16 protein-coding genes are annotated in these 19,000 nt (G+C 57.9%); 15 read left to right on the forward strand and 1 reads right to left on the reverse strand.

Features of this window, described 5'->3' with window-relative positions; translation table 11 throughout:
- Positions 1–99 precede the first annotated feature (99 nt).
- The 9 genes from glpD (at position 100) to lpxC (ending at position 10,317) form a co-directional block, all read left to right on the forward strand.
- A complete protein-coding gene (gene glpD, locus D3871_RS03695) occupies positions 100–1,638 on the forward strand; it encodes a glycerol-3-phosphate dehydrogenase (RefSeq protein ID WP_119767672.1) in 1,539 nt (512 codons plus the stop codon).
- A 66-nt stretch (positions 1,639–1,704) separates the two neighbouring features.
- The gene (locus D3871_RS03700; protein WP_119767673.1) at positions 1,705–2,805 is read left to right on the forward strand and encodes an ABC transporter ATP-binding protein; all 1,101 of its coding nucleotides are present in this window, start codon (positions 1,705–1,707) and stop codon (positions 2,803–2,805) included.
- A 2-nt stretch (positions 2,806–2,807) separates the two neighbouring features.
- Positions 2,808–3,893 carry an ABC transporter ATP-binding protein gene (locus D3871_RS03705; RefSeq protein WP_119767674.1) on the forward strand — a complete coding sequence of 362 codons (1,086 nt, stop codon included), beginning with the start codon at positions 2,808–2,810 and terminating at the stop codon, positions 3,891–3,893.
- A 1-nt stretch (position 3,894) separates the two neighbouring features.
- Positions 3,895–4,764: a carbohydrate ABC transporter permease gene (locus tag D3871_RS03710; RefSeq protein ID WP_119767675.1), complete on the forward strand. Its 870-nt coding sequence runs from the start codon at positions 3,895–3,897 to the stop codon at positions 4,762–4,764.
- Complete coding sequence (locus D3871_RS03715) at positions 4,764–5,567, forward strand: carbohydrate ABC transporter permease (protein ID WP_119767676.1); 804 nt, start codon at positions 4,764–4,766, stop codon at positions 5,565–5,567. The genes D3871_RS03710 and D3871_RS03715 overlap by 1 nt, the downstream gene beginning before the upstream one ends.
- A gap of 1 nt (position 5,568) precedes the next feature.
- On the forward strand, positions 5,569–5,853 hold the full coding sequence (locus tag D3871_RS03720; RefSeq protein WP_119767677.1) for a DUF2160 domain-containing protein: 285 nt from the start codon (positions 5,569–5,571) through the stop codon (positions 5,851–5,853).
- Positions 5,854–5,935: 82 nt separating this feature from the next.
- Positions 5,936–7,660, forward strand: coding sequence for an ABC transporter substrate-binding protein (locus D3871_RS03725; RefSeq protein WP_119767678.1), 1,725 nt, complete (start codon positions 5,936–5,938; stop codon positions 7,658–7,660).
- Between the two features lie 121 nt (positions 7,661–7,781).
- Complete coding sequence (gene glpK, locus D3871_RS03730; protein ID WP_119767679.1) at positions 7,782–9,266, forward strand: glycerol kinase GlpK; 1,485 nt, start codon at positions 7,782–7,784, stop codon at positions 9,264–9,266.
- Between the two features lie 115 nt (positions 9,267–9,381).
- Complete coding sequence (gene lpxC, locus D3871_RS03735; RefSeq protein ID WP_119767680.1) at positions 9,382–10,317, forward strand: UDP-3-O-acyl-N-acetylglucosamine deacetylase; 936 nt, start codon at positions 9,382–9,384, stop codon at positions 10,315–10,317.
- 20 nt (positions 10,318–10,337) lie between these two features.
- On the opposite strand, the gene D3871_RS03740 is transcribed toward lpxC, so the two are convergent.
- Positions 10,338–10,739, reverse strand: a complete 402-nt coding sequence (locus D3871_RS03740; RefSeq protein WP_338016830.1) for a DciA family protein — start codon at positions 10,737–10,739, stop codon at positions 10,338–10,340.
- Between the two features lie 162 nt (positions 10,740–10,901).
- Here D3871_RS03740 and D3871_RS03745 point away from each other — a divergent pair, with 162 nt between their 5' ends.
- From D3871_RS03745 to alr, 6 genes are all read left to right on the forward strand, one after another.
- Positions 10,902–11,852 (forward strand): M23 family metallopeptidase, encoded by a 951-nt coding sequence (locus D3871_RS03745; RefSeq protein ID WP_119767681.1) that lies wholly within the window; start codon positions 10,902–10,904, stop codon positions 11,850–11,852.
- 251 nt (positions 11,853–12,103) lie between these two features.
- Positions 12,104–14,866, forward strand: coding sequence for a preprotein translocase subunit SecA (gene secA / locus D3871_RS03750; protein WP_119767682.1), 2,763 nt, complete (start codon positions 12,104–12,106; stop codon positions 14,864–14,866).
- 133 nt (positions 14,867–14,999) lie between these two features.
- On the forward strand, positions 15,000–16,238 hold the full coding sequence (gene argJ / locus D3871_RS03755; RefSeq protein WP_119767683.1) for a bifunctional glutamate N-acetyltransferase/amino-acid acetyltransferase ArgJ: 1,239 nt from the start codon (positions 15,000–15,002) through the stop codon (positions 16,236–16,238).
- Position 16,239: 1 nt separating this feature from the next.
- Positions 16,240–17,115 (forward strand): ATP-binding protein, encoded by an 876-nt coding sequence (locus tag D3871_RS03760; RefSeq protein ID WP_119769868.1) that lies wholly within the window; start codon positions 16,240–16,242, stop codon positions 17,113–17,115.
- Positions 17,116–17,133: 18 nt separating this feature from the next.
- Positions 17,134–17,556, forward strand: a complete 423-nt coding sequence (gene mutT, locus D3871_RS03765; protein WP_119767684.1) for an 8-oxo-dGTP diphosphatase MutT — start codon at positions 17,134–17,136, stop codon at positions 17,554–17,556.
- Between the two features lie 263 nt (positions 17,557–17,819).
- Positions 17,820–18,983 carry an alanine racemase gene (gene alr / locus D3871_RS03770; protein WP_119767685.1) on the forward strand — a complete coding sequence of 388 codons (1,164 nt, stop codon included), beginning with the start codon at positions 17,820–17,822 and terminating at the stop codon, positions 18,981–18,983.
- Positions 18,984–19,000 lie beyond the last annotated feature (17 nt).

Raw genomic sequence — 19,000 nt, forward strand, 5'->3', positions numbered from 1 at the left:
AAAAATAAAGTCAAAATATGTGTTGATTTCGATTCGATTGTTGTCGTATCTTTACGCTCTGTCATGTTACCGAGAATACACTTCTAAGGCGATTACCGCATGGAAATCAGTCAGCACACTCTGGATTGCGACCTGCTGATCGTGGGCGGCGGCATCAACGGCGCGGGCATCGCGCGCGATGCGGCCGGACGCGGTCTGTCGGTGGTCCTGTGTGAAAAAGATGATCTGGCCGCGCATACGTCATCGGCCTCGACCAAACTGATCCACGGCGGCTTGCGGTATCTCGAGTATTACGAATTCAATCTTGTGCGCAAGGCACTGATCGAACGCGAGGTGCTGCTGCGTTCGGCGCCGCATATCATGTGGCCGTTGCGCTTCGTAATGCCGCACGACAAGGGGCAGCGTGCGGGGTGGATGATCAGAACCGGGCTGTTCTTATATGACAGCCTGGCCAAGCGCGAGATTTTGCCCGGCTCCCAAGGCATAGACTTGCGCCGCCACGCCGCAGGCTCACCGCTCAAGCCGGAGTTCACCAAGGGATTCGTCTACTCCGACGGCTGGGTCGACGATGCGCGCCTGGTCGTATTGAATGCGGTCGATGCGGCGGAACGCGGCGCCAAGATTTTTACGCGCACGCTTTGCACTTCGGCGCAGCGTCAAGGAGATCACTGGCTTGCCCAATTGCGCACCGCTTCCGGCTCCGTGGTTGCGGTCAAGGCAAAAAGCCTGGTCAATGCTGCCGGCCCATGGACCGCGCACTTTCTGCAAACCGCGGCGCAACGCCCGTCGGCAAAGTCGCTGCGGCTGATCAAGGGCAGTCATATCGTGGTCAAGCGCCTGTTCGACCATCCCTATGCCTACATCTTTCAGCATCCGGATGGCCGCATCGTCTTCGCGATTCCGTATGAACAGGATTTTACGTTGGTCGGCACCACCGATATCGATTACCAGGGCGACATGAACAAGGTGGCGATCGACGAGAAGGAAATCGCTTATCTGTGCGAATTGACCAATCGCTATTTCCGCAGATCCATTACGCCCGGCGACGTGGTCTGGACGTATTCCGGCGTGCGTCCCTTGGTCGAGGACGAGGCGGCAAGCGCTTCCGCAGTCACGCGCGACTATCGCTTTGAAATGGATGCGGACGGTCCGCCGCTGCTATCGGTGTTCGGCGGCAAGATCACGACCTTTCGCAAACTCGCCGAAGAAGCCGTCGACATGCTGGCGCCAAAGTTGCCGACGCGCAGCAGCGGCGCATGGACCGCAAAGGCATGCATGCCCGGCGGCGATCTGTTCGGCAGCCAGCCGACCAACCAGTCGGTGCTGCAATTCGATCGCTTCGTGCAGGAGCTCCAGAAGCAGTATGCATGGCTGCCGGCGGCGCTGGTTGCCCGCTATGCCCGCGCCTACGGTTCGCGTACCCGCATGCTGCTGGCCGGACGCACCCGAGTCGGCGATATGGGAGAAGAAATCGCGCCGGGCTTGTATGTGGCCGAAGTGAATTACCTGATGGAGCATGAATGGGCGGTAAGCGCGGCCGACATTCTGTGGCGACGCTCCAAGCTCGGCCTGCATCTTCCGGCCGGAAGCGAAGCAAAACTGGATGCATGGATGCGCACGAGCAGGGCCGTCGCATAGCGGATTGTGCCCCAACGATAAGAACGGCGATAACAACCGCACAGGGATTTTTAGGAGGAAGACAGCGTGCTTCTCGTATTGGAAAACGTCAGCAAGAAACATGGCGCGGAAGATCATATCTATCCGACCTCGCTCTCGCTGATACCGGGGACGATCAACGTGCTGCTCGGGACCACCCGGGCCGGCAAGACTTCATTGATGCGGCTGATGGCCGGGCTCGACCGCCCGACCGGTGGCCGCGTGCTGGCCGATGGCAAGGATGTGACCGGCGTGTCGGTGCGTCAGCGCGACCTGGCAATGGTGTACCAGCAATTCATCAACTATCCCTCATTTACGGTATTCGACAACATTGCTTCGCCGCTGCGCATACAGCGCGTGCCTGAAGCGGAAATCAGGAAGCGCGTGGCCGACATGGCCGAGCGCCTGCATATCGCGCCCTATTTGCAGCGTTCACCGGCCGAACTGTCCGGCGGACAGCAACAACGCACCGCGCTCGCCCGAGCGCTGATCAAGAATGCAGGACTGCTGTTGCTCGACGAGCCGCTGGTCAACCTCGATTACAAATTGCGCGAAGAATTGCGACGCGAACTGACCGAATTGTTTTCCGAAGGGCATACCACCGTTGTATACGCAACGACCGAACCGCTCGAAGCCTTGCAGCTGGGCGGGCATGTCGCGGTCATGCATGAAGGACGCGTGCTGCAGGAGGGGAATACGGTCGAGGTCTTCAATGCGCCGAACTCGATCCAGGCGGCACGCACGTTCAGCGACCCGCCGATCAACTTGATGGAAGCCACCGTCGATGCAGGCGGCGTTGCACGCCTGAGCGGCGATCTGTCGATCCAGCTCAATCCCGGACAAGTACAGCGCGCGGCCGGGCACAAGCAAGTCGTACTGGGACTGCGCGCGCATAGCTTGCACCTCGCCGCGCGCTATCCCGACGATATCGCCATCGATGCCGAGGTGGATCTGTCCGAAATCAGCGGTTCCGAAACCTATATCCACGTACATCGCGGCCCGATTGCACTGGTAGCGCAATTGCCCGGTGTGCACGATCTTGAACTTGGCTCGCGTTGCAGCATGTATTGCCGCCCGGGCGACTTGTTCCTGTTCGCTTCCGACGGCGCGCTGTTGTCGGCACCGAAGCAGAACGAGACTGGAGCATAAGCATGGCCCGTATCGAACTCAGGGAACTGGCGCACGCCTATGGCGCCAATCCGTCGCAGCCCAGCGATTACGCACTGCGCCCGATGGACATGGACTGGGACGATGGCGGCGCCTATGCGTTGCTCGGTCCTTCCGGCTGCGGCAAGACCACGCTGCTCAATATCATTTCCGGCCTGGTGCGTCCTTCGCACGGCCGCGTGCTGTTCGATGGCAAGGATGTCACCGAACTGCCGCCGGAGGCGCGCAATATTGCGCAGGTTTTCCAGTTTCCGGTGATCTACGACACCATGACGGTGTTCGACAATCTCGCTTTCCCGCTGCGCAATCGCGGCTGGAAAACCGGCGACATCAACAAGCGCGTGCATCAGGTCGCGGAAATGCTGGAACTGTCGCCGGACCTCAAGCATCGCGCAAGCGGCCTGTCGGTCGATGCGAAACAAAAGATTTCGCTCGGTCGTGGCCTGGTGCGTCCCGACGTAGCTGCCGTGTTGTTCGACGAGCCTCTGACGGTGATCGATCCGCACCTGAAATGGCTACTGCGTCGCAAGCTCAAGGAAATCCATCACGAGCTCAAGCTCTCGCTGATTTATGTGACGCATGACCAGGTCGAGGCGCTGACTTTCGCCGACAAGGTGGTGGTCATGACGCAGGGCGAGGTCGTGCAGGCAGGTAGCGCGCAGGAATTGTTTGAAGAACCGGCGCATACCTTCGTGGGCTACTTCATCGGCAATCCCGGCATGAACCTGCTGCCATGCTCGATCGCCGATGGACACGCGCGCATTGATGGCAGCAGCATTGCATTGTCTCCTTCCACTGCCGCGGCACTGCAGGGAGCACAGGGCAAGATCACGCTCGGGATCCGCCCCGAATTCGTCGAATGCGAATTCGAACAGCAGGAGGGCACCGTGCCCGCCACCGTGAATGCGGTGCGCAACCTTGGTACGCATTACCTGGCCGACTTCCAGCTGGGCGGAAATGCAGTGTTCGCCAAGCTGCGGTATCTGACAGCGCGTGCGGGTGACAAGGTCTGGCTGCGACTGCCGCCAGACCGCACGCTTTACTACGTCAACGACAAGCGGGTAGCCTGACATGAAAACCTATAACAACCGCGCGTGGTTCCTGATCCTGCCCGTGATTCTGTGCGTGGCATTTTCCGCCATCCTGCCTTTGATGACGATCGTCAACTATTCGGTGCAGGATATTCTCAGTCCGTCGCAGAGCGTGTTCGTCGGCACCGAATGGTTCAAGCTGGTGATGCGCGACAGCGAATTGCACGGCGCGCTTTATCGGCAGATGCTGTTCTCATTGTCGGTGCTCGCGATCCAGATTCCGCTCGGCATCCTGATTGCGCTGACCATGCCGGCGCAGGGGTGGAAAGCGTCATTGTCGCTGGTGCTGATCGCGCTGCCGCTGCTGATTCCCTGGAACGTAGTCGGTACCATCTGGCAGATCTTTGGCCGTGGCGATATCGGCCTGCTCGGCTATGGCGTCAACAGTCTCGGCGTCAACTACAACTACACAGGCGATTCGATCGACGCGTGGGTTACCGTGCTGGTGATGGATATCTGGCACTGGACGCCACTGGTGGTGTTGCTGTGCTATGCCGGCTTGCGTGCGATACCGGACGCATATTACCAGGCGGCGCGTATCGATGGCGCGTCGCGCTGGGCGGTATTCCGCTTCATCCAGTTGCCCAAGCTGCGCAATGTGCTGATGATCGCGGTGCTGCTGCGCTTCATGGATAGCTTCATGATTTATACCGAGCCCTTCGTGCTGACTGGCGGCGGTCCCGGCAATGCGACGACTTTCCTGTCGCAATACCTGACGCAAAAGGCGGTCGGCCAGTTCGACCTTGGTCCGGCTGCGGCATTTTCCCTGATTTATTTCCTGATCATCCTGCTGTTCTGCTTCCTGCTGTACAACTGGATGCAACGCGTCGGCACGGGAGACCAAAAATGATGAGCAAACGCCTGACGGCACCCATACTCGCAATCTATCTGCTGCTGTCGCTGCTGCCGATCTACTGGATGCTGAATATGTCGCTCAAGACCAATGAAGAAATCATTGGCGCGCTGACGATGTGGCCCAGCAACCTGACCTTCGACAACTTCAAGACCATCTTCACCGATCCGTCCTGGTATGACGGTTACATCAATTCGATCATTTATGTGGCGATCAATATGGTGTTGTCGGTGCTGGTCGCTTTGCCGGCGGCCTATGCGTTTTCGCGCTATTCCTTCCTTGGGGACAAGCATTTGTTCTTTTGGCTGCTGACCAACCGCATGACGCCGCCGGCGGTGTTCCTGCTGCCATTCTTCCAACTGTATTCGACGGTGGGATTGATGGATACCCACCTCGCGGTGGCGCTGGCGCATATGGTGTTCAACGTGCCGTTGGCGGTCTGGATCCTGGAAGGTTTCATGTCCGGCATACCGAAGGAAATCGATGAAACCGCATATATCGACGGCTACAGTTTCCCGAAATTCTTCGTCAAGATTTTTCTGCCGATGATCAAGGCCGGCGTTGGCGTGACGGCATTCTTTTGCTTCATGTTCAGCTGGGTCGAACTCCTGCTCGCACGCACGCTGACTTCGGTCAATGCCAAGCCGATCTCGGCCACCATGACGCGCACCGTGTCGGCCGCCGGCATGGACTGGGGCGTACTGGCAGCGGCCGGCGTACTGACGATAGTCCCGGGCGCATTGGTGATCTGGTTTGTCCGGCATTACATCGCCAAGGGCTTTGCGATGGGGAGGGTGTGACATGGAAAACACGTTTGCATGGATGGCGTGGACACCGCCGGTCGCGATCTTTTTCACCGCGATCGTGTTGATGCTGATCGGGATGACCCTATGGCAGATACGCGCACCGACGATCGAGCGCAAAGGGTTTCTCCCGATTCCGACGACTCGCGGCGACCGGCTGTTCATCGGCTTGCTGACCGCAGCCTACGTCAACCTTGCATGGGCCGGGTTGACCGAACTGCAGCAATGGATGGGTGCGGTAGTTGGGTTTGTTGTCTTGCTGATTGTGATGCGCTGGGGTTGATCTGCGCCGCGGTGCAGGCTGGCTACCTTTCCCGCTAGTCCTGCGCTTCTGTCCAAGGGAAAGGCATAAAAAAGGTGGAGATATGAGACTGAAACTGACGGTACTAGCGGCTGCAGCAATGTTGGCCTCAGGTGCATCATGGGCCGATATGAAGGCAGCCGAAAAATGGGTGGATCAAGAATTCCAGCCATCCACGCTGAGCAAACAGCAGCAGCTCGATGAAATGAAATGGTTCATCGCGGCAGCGGACAAACTCAAGGCCAAAGGCATCAAGGAAATCAACGTGGTATCGGAAACCATCGATACCCATGTCTATGAATCCAAGACCCTGGCCAAGGCGTTTACCGAAATCACCGGCATCACGGTCAAGCACGACCTGATCCAGGAAGGCGACGTCGTCGAAAAACTGCAGACCTCCATGCAGTCCGGCAAGAGCATCTATGACGGCTGGATTTCCGACTCCGACCTCATCGGTACCCACTATCGCTATGGCGCGGTCGAGCCGCTGTCTGATTACATGGCCGGCAAGGGCAAGGATTTCACCAATCCGAACCTGGACATCAAGGATTTCATCGGCACCAGCTTCACAACCGCGCCTGACGGCAAGCTGTACCAGCTGCCCGACCAGCAGTTCGCCAACCTGTACTGGTTCCGCGCCGACCTGTTCGAGCGCAAGGACTTGAAGGACAAATTCAAGGCTAAGTACGGCTATGAACTCGGCGTGCCGGTCAACTGGTCCGCTTATGAGGATATCGCCAACTTCTTCACCAACGATGTGAAGGAAATCGATGGCAAGAAGATCTACGGTCACATGGACTATGGCAAGAAGGACCCGTCGCTCGGCTGGCGCTTTACCGATGCCTGGCTATCGATGGCAGGTACCGCCGACAAGGGTATTCCGAACGGCTTGCCGGTTGACGAATGGGGCATCCGCGTTGCCGACGACAAGTGCACACCGGTAGGCGCGTCGGTATCGCGCGGCGGTGCCACCAATTCGCCGGCCGCGGTATATGCACTGACCAAGTACGTGGACTGGATGAAGAAGTATGCGCCGCCGCAAGCGAACGGCATGACTTTCTCCGAAGCCGGTCCGGTGCCGGGCCAGGGTGAAATCGCGCAGCAGATCTTCTGGTACACGGCATTCACCGCGCCGATGACCAAGGCTGCCGCGGTCATCAATCAGGACGGCACACCGAAGTGGCGCATGGCGCCTGGCCCGCATGGCCCGTACTGGAAAGACGGTATGCAGAACGGCTATCAGGACGTCGGTTCATGGACGTTCTTCAAGTCGACGCCGGATGATCGGAAGGCTGCTGCCTGGCTGTATGCGCAGTTCGTGAATGCGAAGACGACCTCGCTGAAGAAATCCATCGTCGGCCTGACCTTTGTGCGCGACTCCGATATCCGTCACGACTACTTCACCAAGAATGCGGCCAAGTACGGCGGCCTGGTCGAGTTCTACCGCAGCCCGGCACGCGTCGCATGGACGCCGACCGGCACCAACGTTCCGGATTATCCGAAGCTGGCGCAGCTGTGGTGGAAGAATGTCGCGACTGCGGTCACCGGCGAAAAGACTCCGCAGGCAGCGATGGATAATCTGGCCGAGGAAATGGACCAGGTGATGGCCCGTCTGCAGCGTGCCGGCATGAAGGCATGCGCACCCAAGCTCAATGCCAAGGGCGATCCGAACAAGTATCTGTCGGATACCGGCGCGCCATGGAAGAAGCTTGCGGAAGAAAAGCCGAAGGGTGAAACCATTGCCTACGACAAGCTGCTGCAGGCATGGAAAGAAGGGCGTGTGAAGTAATATCATTCGCTCTGGAAAAGCGCGGCAGGTGCCGCGCTTTTTCGGTTAAGGGCTTATACAGGAGTAAGGTGAAATCGCTTACCTTATTCCTGCATGAGGCCATCAGTAACGGAGACGTCCGGTGACCCAATACATTCTCGCCCTCGATCAGGGCACGACGAGTTCGCGCGCCATCCTGTTTGATCATGACGGCCGCATTCATGGCATTGCGCAACAAGAGTTTCGTCAGATCTTTCCGGAGTCCGGTTGGGTGGAACATGACGCCGGCGAAATCTGGCGCAGTCAGCTTGCAGTCGCTCAGCAAGTGTTGAAGGAAAACGGCGTGACTGCCGAGCAGATTGCTGCGATCGGCATCACCAACCAGCGCGAGACCGTCGTGTTATGGGATCGCGCAACGGGTGAGCCGGTTGCCAATGCGATCGTCTGGCAAGACCATCGTACTGCCGGGCTGTGCGATGCCCTGCGCGAACAAGGCAAGGGACAGGTATTTCAGCAAAAGACCGGGCTGGTCATCGATGCCTATTTCTCCGGCACCAAATTGAAGTGGCTGCTGGATCAGGTGCCAGGTGCACGCACCCGTGCGGAGCGGGGCGAGCTGGCATTCGGCACCGTCGACTCCTGGCTGATCTTCAAGTTATGCGGCAAGCATGTGGTGGATACCAGTAATGCATCGCGCACCTTGCTGTTCAACATCCACACCATGCAGTGGGATGAGGAATTGCTCGCACTGCTCGACATACCAGCCGGCATACTGCCGCAGGTCGTGCCAAGCAGCGGCATCGTCGGCCATAGCGCAGTCGAACTGCTTGGCGGTGCGATTCCTATCGCCGGCATCGCGGGCGACCAGCAGGCGGCCACATTCGGCCAGGCCTGCCATCGTCCAGGCATGGCGAAGAATACCTATGGCACCGGTTGCTTCATGCTTATGAACACCGGCAAGCAGGCGATCGCTTCGCGCAACAACCTGTTGACGACTGTCGGCTGGACGATCGCCGGCCAGTCCGACTACATGCTGGAAGGCAGCGTATTCAATGCCGGCGCGGCCGTACAGTGGCTGCGCGACGGTCTCGGCATCATCAAGACATCGGCTGACGTAGAAGCGCTTGCGCAATCCGTGCCTGACTCGGGCGGCGTATTTTTTGTGCCGGCCTTTGCCGGTCTCGGCGCACCGTATTGGGATGCGTATGCACGCGGCACAATACTCGGTATCAGTCGCGGTACGACGGCAGGGCATATCGCACGCGCGACGCTGGCCGGCATTGCCTATCAAAGCGCCGATGTGCTCGATGCGATGCAGCGCGATGCAGAGATTCAGTTGACTGAACTGCGCGTCGACGGCGGTGCGGCACGCAATGACTTGCTGATGCAATTCCAGGCCGATGTCCTCGGCGTGCCGGTGGTGCGGCCGATGGTCACCGAAACGACCGCATTGGGTGCGGCTTATCTGGCGGGCTTGGCGGTCGGATATTGGCAATCGACAGAAGAAATCGCTGCACAGTGGAAAGTCGAGAAGCGCTTCGAACCGCTGATGTCGGCCGATGAGCGTGCACAGCGATTGGCGCAATGGCGTCGCGCGGTACAGCGCTCGCAACAATGGCTTGAGTGAGCGCTGATATTTTGATGTTGCTTGACGGGAGTGAAGGCAGGCATCGCGTGGTGTAACACCAACAGCGTTACATGTCCATACAACTGACCCATGGGTTAGTTGCTATACTTCTACAATGCTCAAACAACGCACTGTCAAACAACTTGTCAAAACCGTCGGCGTCGGTTTGCATTCCGGCACCAAGGTGGAACTGACCCTGCGTCCGGCGGCGCCGGATACCGGCATCGTGTTTCGCCGGGTCGATCTCGACCCCCCGGTCGATCTGCCCGCGAGTGCAACCGGCGTAGGCGATACCCGTATGGCATCGGTCCTGGACCGTGACGGTGCGCGAGTGTCGACTGTCGAACATCTGATGTCCGCCTGCGCCGGACTGGGTATCGACAACATGTATGTCGATGTGACAGCCGAAGAAATTCCCATCATGGACGGCTCGGCCGCTTCCTTTGTCTTTCTACTGCAGCAGGCCGGCTTGCAGGAACAAAACGTTTCCAAAAAATTCATCCGCGTCAAGAAACCGGTTGAAGTCCGTGAAGGCAAGGGCGCCCAGGAAAAGTGGGCGCGGCTCGAACCTTACGACGGCTTCCGTCTGAAATTCTTCATCGAATTCAATCACCCTGCAGTCGATGCGACCGGCCAGTTTGCCGAAGTCGACTTCGGCATCGAATCCTATGTGAAGGAAATCGCAAGAGCGCGCACCTTCGGCTTCATGCAGGATGTCGAAACGCTACGCGGGATGGGCCTGATCCGCGGCGGCTCGCTGGAAAATGCGATCGTGATGGATGAATATCGCATCCTGAACCCGGATGGCCTGCGTTACGACAACGAGTTCGTCCGTCACAAGATACTGGATGCCATCGGCGACTTGTATCTGATCGGACATCCCTTGCTTGCAAGTTATGTAGCGCACAAATCGGGTCATACGTTAAATAATCTCTTATTGCGTGAACTGCTCGCGCACCCCGATGCTTACGAAATCGTTAGCTTCGATTCTGACGATGCCACGTCGCCAGCGTATGTGCGGCAAACACGGCAGGAGTGGGTCTTCAATTAGATTGGCCGCACGATGAGCCGTCAGCGTGCGCGTCGATGACGATTCACCATGGCGCTCAAGGCATCTTTCAATGCCTGATTGCGCGGCGAATCATCCAGCGCCTCAGTCAGTGAAGCAAGCGCCGAGACCGCTTGTGGAGGAAGTTTTAGTTGCTTCACTGGCTTTGCCTTTTCGACAAGCTTCCTAACTTGCACTTTGATACGTATTGCGTTAACCTGCCAGCCCCGTTGCAATAGTGCTTCTTGCAACTTAGGCAATTGTTGTTTCAGTTTCGCGGCGAGGGCGGCATTCGGTGTCGATAAAACAAGTTGTCCCGCCTCGAACTGAATGACCGAACATGCATCAAACATCGCGGGCAAAATCGCCGAGCAATCTTGCTGCAAGGCAGCCATCCGCGTGATGGCCGGCAATAGTGCAGCCATCTTGTCGTTGGCGCGCAGGAAGTCGGTAACACCCTGAGCGGTCTTCTTGGCAGGCCCGCGTGCGGGCCGTGTGCCGGGACCATAAGAGAAAAATGAGGACGAGCGCATCATGCTCGCACCTTATCACACCGCATTCCCGGTGGACGAATCGCAGGAGTCATAATGCAAATTATCCTGTTGCACCCGCGTTTTAATGCCAAGTCCGTCACACTCACGCATTGGCATCTGGCACTTGCAGCATTTGCATTTGTACTGGCTGTCGTCATGGCGGCTTCTCTCATGTATTACCTGACTTTCCGGCATGCGGCTGAACTGAATATTCCCATCGTCAAAGAAGCGCTGGCCTCGGCCACACAGGAAGACGTCACCAAAAAAGATAAATACGTCAAGGAAAACCTGGCCGCAATGGCCATGAAACTGGGAGAAATGCAGGCGCAGCTCATGCGTCTGGATGCACTCGGCGAACGGGTGCAAGGCCTGGCCGGTGTCAAGCCGCAGGAGTTCAACTTCAAGGAATTGCCGGGCCGTGGCGGTGCAGAACCTTCCAGCGTAAAGCAAAAGCCGATCAGCATGAACGAGTTTCAGCAATTGCTGGACGCGACCGCGAAAGACGTCGAGCATCGCGCCGACTACATGAATGTCGTGGAAACCACGCTCATGAGCCAGAAAGTCAAATCGAAACTCTTGCCCACCATTCAGCCGGTCAATGTCAGTTACAACGCTTCCGGCTTTGGATGGCGGCTCGATCCATTCAGCGGGCGCAGCGCTTTCCATGAAGGAATCGATTTCGCGGCGGCGACCGGTACATCTATCGTGGCCGCTGCCGGTGGGGTAGTGATTGCCGCGGAATACCATCATCAGTTCGGCAATATGCTTGAAATCGATCACGGCAACGATATGGTGAGCCGCTATGCTCACGCGTCGCGCTTGTTGGTCAAGGTCGGCGACATCGTCAAGCGTGGGCAGCATATCGCAGATATCGGTTCCACCGGACGTTCCACCGGCGCGCATCTGCATTTCGAAGTGCTGGTCAAAGGTGTACAGCAAGACCCGCATAAATTCCTGGCCGCTGGCGCCGACCAGGCAAAGCTCGCGGCACTAAGTCCGAAATAACCGCCCAGCCAGCAGTCTCAATCTTCTACATCCCATGGCAGGCGCACTTAGGTATATTGTGCCCCTGCTATTGTTTCCTGAAGCGCAAGCCCAATATTCCCCTACATCATGTTCTGGCAGGCCAAAAGGCAGGCAATGGTGGTACGTCGAGCGGAGTGCGCCGGGGTGCATGATAGAATCCGCAATTTAGCCAAGTTCGGACACCGTAAGTGCCATGATGGCGGCTGCGGGGCCATTTTCAGAATTCAAGCATGTCATTACTGACCCAGATTTTCGGCAGTCGCAATCAGCGGCTGATCAAGCAATACCAAAAGACCGTCCGCGACGTCAATGCGCTGGAACCGGCCATGGAAAAGCTCTCGGATGCCGAGCTGCAGGCCAAGACGCCCGAGTTCAAGGAGCGCATTGCGAAAGGCGCATCGCTCGATGACATGTTGCCGGAAGCATTTGCCGTCTGCCGCGAGGCCAGCAAGCGCGTGCTGAAAATGCGTCACTTCGATGTGCAGCTGATCGGCGGCATGGTCCTGCACTACGGGAAAATCGCCGAGATGGGCACCGGCGAAGGCAAGACGCTGATGGCGACGCTTGCGGCTTATCTCAATGCGCTCGCCGGTACGGGCGTGCATGTGGTGACCGTCAATGATTACCTGGCCCAGCGCGACGCGGAATGGATGGGACGCCTCTATGGTTGGCTCGGCCTCTCCACCGGCGTCAATCTGTCGCAGATGGCGCACGATGCCAAACAGGCTGCCTACGCATCGGACATCACTTACGGCACCAATAATGAATTCGGCTTCGATTATTTGCGCGACAACATGGTGTATGACACCGGTGACCGGGTGCAGCGCAGCCTGAATTTCGCCATCGTCGACGAAGTCGACTCCATTCTGATCGACGAAGCGCGTACCCCGCTCATCATTTCCGGCCAGGCTGAAGACCATACCGACCTGTATGTCCGCATGAACGATGTGCCGCCGCAGCTCACGCTGCAGATCGGCGAAGAAACGCCGGACGGCAAGGGCAAGATCGAAGTTCCGGGCGACTATACCAAGGATGAAAAGTCGCACCAGGTATTGCTGACCGAAGCCGGTCATGAAAAGGCAGAAGAGATCCTGACCCGTATGGGCCTGCTGCCGGAAGGCGCATCACTTTACGATTCCGCCAACATCACCCTGATCCATCACCTGTACGCGGCATTGCGCGCGCATACGCTCTATCACAAGGATCAGCACTATGTGGTGCAGAACGGCGAAGTCGTGATCGTCGACGAATTTACCGGTCGCCTGATGACAGGTCGCCGCTGGTCCGACGGCTTACACCAGGCCGTCGAGGCGAAAGAGCGCGCCAAGATCCAGAACGAAAACCAGACGCTCGCGTCGATCACGTTCCAGAACTATTTCCGCATGTACGGCAAGCTGGCCGGCATGACCGGCACGGCCGATACCGAAGCCTACGAATTCCAGGAAATCTACGGGCTCGAAACCGTGGTTATCCCGCCGAACCGCCCCAGCCAGCGCAAGGACCGCCAGGACCAGGTCTACAAGAGCGCGCAGGAAAAATACGATGCAATGCTGACGGATATCCAGGATTGCTATGAGCGCGGACAGCCTGTGCTCGTGGGTACGACCTCGATCGAAAACTCGGAAGTCCTGTCCGGCATTCTGACCAAGGCCAAGCTTCCGCATAACGTGCTCAACGCGAAGCAGCATGCACGCGAAGCGGAAATCGTCGCGCAGGCAGGCCGTCCGAAAATGATCACGATCGCCACCAACATGGCCGGTCGCGGTACCGACATCGTCTTGGGCGGCAATGTCGAAAAGCAGATCCAGATCATTGAAGCCGATGCGGGCCAGGGCGATGCCGACAAGCAGGCACAGTCAAAGACTCTGCGCGACGAATGGCAATCGCTGCATGATCATGTGGTCTCGCAAAGCGGCTTGCATATCATCGGTACCGAACGCCATGAATCGCGCCGCGTCGACAATCAATTGCGCGGACGTTCAGGCCGTCAGGGCGATCCGGGCTCATCGCGCTTTTACCTGTCGCTCGACGATCCGCTGTTGCGCATTTTTGCCGGCGACCGCGTACGCGCGATCATGGACCGTCTGAAGATGCCGGAAGGCGAACCGATCGAAGCCGGTATCGTGTCGCGTTCCATCGAATCTGCGCAGCGCAAGGTCGAAGCCCGCAACTTCGATATCCGCAAACAGTTGCTCGAATACGATGACGTCGCCAACGACCAGCGCAAGGTCATTTATCAGCAGCGCAATGAATTGCTTGAGTCGCAGGACGTGGCCGATCTGATCGCGTCGTTGCGGCAGGGTGTGTTCACCGATCTGTTCCGCAGCTTCATTCCCGCGGAATCGATGGAAGAGCAGTGGGATATCAAGGGTCTGGAAGCTGCATTGGCCAACGAGTGGCAGCTTGAGGTGCCGCTTTCCAAGGTGCTGGAAGCCGAACCCGATCTCAGCGACGAGGATTTGCTGGAACGCGTGTTGAAGGCAGCCAATGATGCCTACGACACGAAAATCGCGGCAATAGGCCGGGAAGCATTCAGCGGCTTCGAGCGCAGCGTGATGCTGCAGAGCGTCGACAGTCACTGGCGTGAACATCTGGCCGCGCTCGATCACCTGCGCCAGGGCATTCACTTGCGTGGCTATGCGCAAAAGAATCCGAAGCAGGAATACAAGCGCGAAGCATTCGAACTGTTCGGCCAGATGCTCGATCTGATCAAGAATGAAGTGGTACGTATCGTGATGACAGTACGTATCCAGTCGCGCGAAGAGATCGATGCGGCCGAGGAAGAGCTGTCGCATTCGCATGTCGAAAACCTGCATTTCCAGCATGCCGATTTCAACCCGAATGCCGCTCCGGAAGAGTTGCTGGCGCCGGTTGCCAATCCCGATAATGCGCGCCTGCAATCAGCCGGTGAAGTGCCCAAGGTAGGTCGTAACGATCCTTGCCCATGTGGCAGCGGCAAGAAGTACAAGCAGTGTCATGGCAAACTGGCGTAATTCACATTAGCCATGCGAGGCAAGGGCGGGGTGACCCGCCTTTTTCTTTGGAGTCCATGTGATGCAGCGTGCATCCCAAACTATCCGTTTACAATAAGCTTCTTTTTTTCACCGTCCTACGAGCAACATTGCCATGGCCGTCAATCTCCCTCTACCCATTCCTGCCAACCTGAAACCTGTTGCCGGCATCGAGCTCGGCTATGCCGAAGCCGGTGTGCGCAAAGCCAACCGCAAGGACTTGCTGGTCCTGAAGCTCGCCCCCAGCGCGAGCGTGGCAGGCGTCTTCACCAAGAACCGTTTTTGCGCGGCACCAGTACAAGTCTGCAAAATCCATCTGGAAAAACTCAAGGATGGAAGCGCGCCGATACGTGCACTAGTGATCAACACCGGCAATGCGAATGCAGGGACCGGGGATCTTGGTCTGGCCAACGCCAATGCAAGCTGTGCAGCGCTGGCGGAATTGCTTCAGTGCGATGCATCGCAGATCCTGCCGTTTTCCACCGGTGTCATCCTCGAGCAATTGCCGGTGGACCGCATCAAGGCCGGCATGCCGCAGGCAATCGCCAACCTGAAAGCGGATAACTGGTATAACGCCGCCGAAGCGATCATGACCACGGATACGCAGCCGAAAGCGGCGTCACGCACCGTCACGATAGACGGCAAGAGCGTGACGCTCACCGGCATCAGCAAGGGCGCAGGCATGATCAAGCCGAATATGGCGACCATGCTCGGCTTCCTTGCTATCGATGCTAAGGTCGCGCAGCCGGTGCTTGAACAAATGGTGAAGGAAGCGGCTGACAAGTCCTTCAATTGCATCACCATCGACGGGGATACTTCGACTAACGATTCATTCATTCTGATCGCAACCGGCGCTGGGGCGCTGGAAGTCGACAGTGTCGCTTCAACGGCTTACGCTGAACTGTCCGCCGCGGTTACCGCCATTTCGCAGGAACTCGCGCAAATGATCGTGCGCGACGGCGAAGGCGCGACCAAATTCATGACCATTACGGTCGAAGAGGGCGCGAGCGCGGATGAATGCCGGCAAATCGCCTACTCGATCGGCCACTCGCCATTGGTAAAGACCGCTTTCTACGCGTCCGATCCCAACCTCGGCCGTATTCTTGCGGCCATCGGCTATGCAGGGATCGACGACCTCGACGTCAGCAAGCTGAATCTGTATCTCGACGACGTATGGGTTGCCAAGAATGGCGGCCGCAATCCGGATTACAAGGAAGAAGACGGCCAGCGCATCATGAAGCAAAGCGAAATCACCATCCGCGTGCGCCTCGCGCGCGGCACGGCTGCCGCCACCATCTGGACATGCGATCTGTCGCATGACTACGTCAGCATCAATGCCGATTACCGTTCCTGACATGACACAGCTCGATCAGTTTCTTTTGCGCGCCGAAGCCATGCTCGCGCGCCTTGAGTCGGTACTGCCTCCGACTACCACCGCACCCGACTGGAATGCTGGCACCGCGTTCCGCTGGCGCAAGCGCGGCGGCAAGGACGGGCGCGGCTTTCTGCAGCTGGTCGGCCATATCGCATCGATCACCTTGTCTGACCTGCATAACATCGAGCCGCAGAAACTGCAGATCGAGCAGAACACCCGCCAATTCGTCGAAGGCAGGCCTGCGAACAATGTGCTGCTCACGGGCGCACGCGGCACCGGCAAATCCTCGCTGATCAAGGCTTGCCTGAACCAGTATGCGGCACGGGGCTTGCGCCTGATCGAAGTCGACAAGGATGACCTCGGCGACCTGCCGGATATCGTCGACCTCGTGGCGGGACGTCCCGAGCGATTTGTGATCTTTTGCGACGACCTGTCGTTCGAGGAAGGCGAGAGCGGTTACAAGGCGCTGAAGGTCGCGCTGGACGGCAGCATCGCCGCCCAGTCGGACAATGTGCTGATCTATGCGACTTCCAATCGCCGCCATCTGCTGCCCGAACGCATGTCGGATAACGCCAGCTATGTGCACACTGAGGATGGCGATTTGCATCCCGGCGAAACCGTGGAAGAAAAAATTTCACTGTCCGAGCGCTTCGGCCTCTGGGTATCGTTTTATCCCTTCAAGCAGGATGACTATCTGGACATTGCTGCGCACTGGCTCCGGCATTTCGGCTGCAATGCGCAGCAAATCGAAGAGGCGCGCGGCGATGCATTGCGCTGGGCTTTGCAACGCGGCTCGCGCTCGGGACGGGTGGCATGGCAGTTCGCCAAAGACCATGCCGGCAAGCTTGGCCGCTGACAGGGTACCGGTATCACAATGACTTCCGCTTCTCCGATCGACGTTGCAGTCGGCATCCTCATGAAGCCGAACGGCGATGTGCTGCTTGCACAGCGTCCGGATGGCAAGCCTTATGCAGGCTACTGGGAATTCCCCGGCGGCAAGGTCGAGCCCGGCGAAACCATCGAGAATGCGCTCAAGCGGGAATTCGTCGAAGAACTTGGTGTACAGATTGTTTCGGTCGAACCCTGGTGCGGTGTCGAGCATGTGTATCCACACGCACATGTGCGTCTGCATTTTTATATCAGCCGCGATTGGGATGGCGAACCGCAGTCGCTGGAAGGCCAGGCTTTTGCCTGGCAGGGAGCCTTGGGCGTCGAGCCGTTGCTTCCGGCGACCATCCCTTTGATCGAATGGCTTGACCGGGTGCGCTATGCACGCCAAGTCACGAAAATTCTGTAGATTCTCTTTCGATATTCAAACTGTACGTCTTTGTATACGCTGTATTTATTTAAATACAGCTCCATAAGTCATTGAATTTTAAAGAATTTTAATGCGCCACTTCCATGCTGTACATAAGCATGTACAGCATGGAAGTGGCGCATTGCGCTGAGACCTTAGGTAAGTCGTTGATCTGAATAGTATTTTCGCTTTGGCACATATGTTGCTGATGTGATCTTCAAATACTTGGGACAAATGTCCCAAGAAAATACTGGAGACCATATATGGCAGAACGTGCCGAGCATGCCGGGGCGATACTGAATATCGACCTGAGTGCTATTCAATGCAATTACCGTATATTGCAGCGGCTGGCCGGGAAAGCGCGTTGCGCGGGCGTACTGAAGGCAAACGCCTATGGACTCGGTGCCAATGAAGTCGCGACGGCGTTGTCGGCAGTTGGCTGCACGCATTTCTTTGTCGCTCACCTCGATGAGGGGCTTGCGCTCCGGCCGCACGTACCGGAATCCACGCGCATATTCGTGCTGCATGGACCGCCGGTCGACACCGAGATGGAATTCGTGCGGCATCGCCTTACTCCAGTTCTTAATAGCCTGCCGCAAGTAGTCGGATGGCAGCGCACCGCACACACCCTGAACCGGCGTCTCCCGGCGATTCTTCAAGTCGATACCGGCATGTCGCGGTTGGGCCTGAGTAAATCCGAAGTCCAGACCTTGCTGCTGGAACCGGATCCGCTGCGCGGAATTGACCTGCAATACCTGATGAGTCATCTGGCTTGCGCCGAGCAGACCGGGCACCCGATGAATCAGGCGCAGCTGGCTGCGTTCACTGCCTTGAGAAAAGGCCTGCCCCCATGTCCGGCGAGCTTTGCCAATTCCTCCGGCATTTTTCTCGGCCCCGACTATCACTTCGACCTCGTGCGTCCGGGCGCAGCGCTGTATGGCATTTCTCCGAGCATCGACAGCGCCAACAACCCAATGCAGCCGGTTGTCCGTCTGCAGGGAAGAATCATCCAGACACGTTATCTTGGTACCGGCGACCGCGTCGGCTACAGCTTGACTTACCAGGCGTCCGGTCCGTGCTGCATCGCGACGATCGCGGTCGGTTATGCGGATGGCTGGCTGCGAGCTTTCAGCAATCGCGGCGCGGTCTTGATCGGCGGCACGCGGGCACCCATCGTCGGCAATGTTTCGATGGATACCGTCACTGTTGATGCGACCGAAGCCGATCCGGCGCTGCTGCATCCCGGCATGCTGGTGGACCTGATTGCACCCGACCAACCGGTCGACGTCGTGGCTGCCCAGGCAGGCACGATAGGCTATGAAATCCTGACCGGCCTCGGCAACCGCTATCGGCGACAGTACGTCGGTGTACCGATGCAGGTAAATGCCACGCGCACGTACCAGCCGGCTTGCGAACCGACCAACTGACCAACTGATTCATTCAA

Origin of the sequence: Noviherbaspirillum saxi, from assembly GCF_003591035.1 — a bacterium.
Lineage (GTDB): Bacteria > Pseudomonadota > Gammaproteobacteria > Burkholderiales > Burkholderiaceae_D > Noviherbaspirillum > Noviherbaspirillum saxi.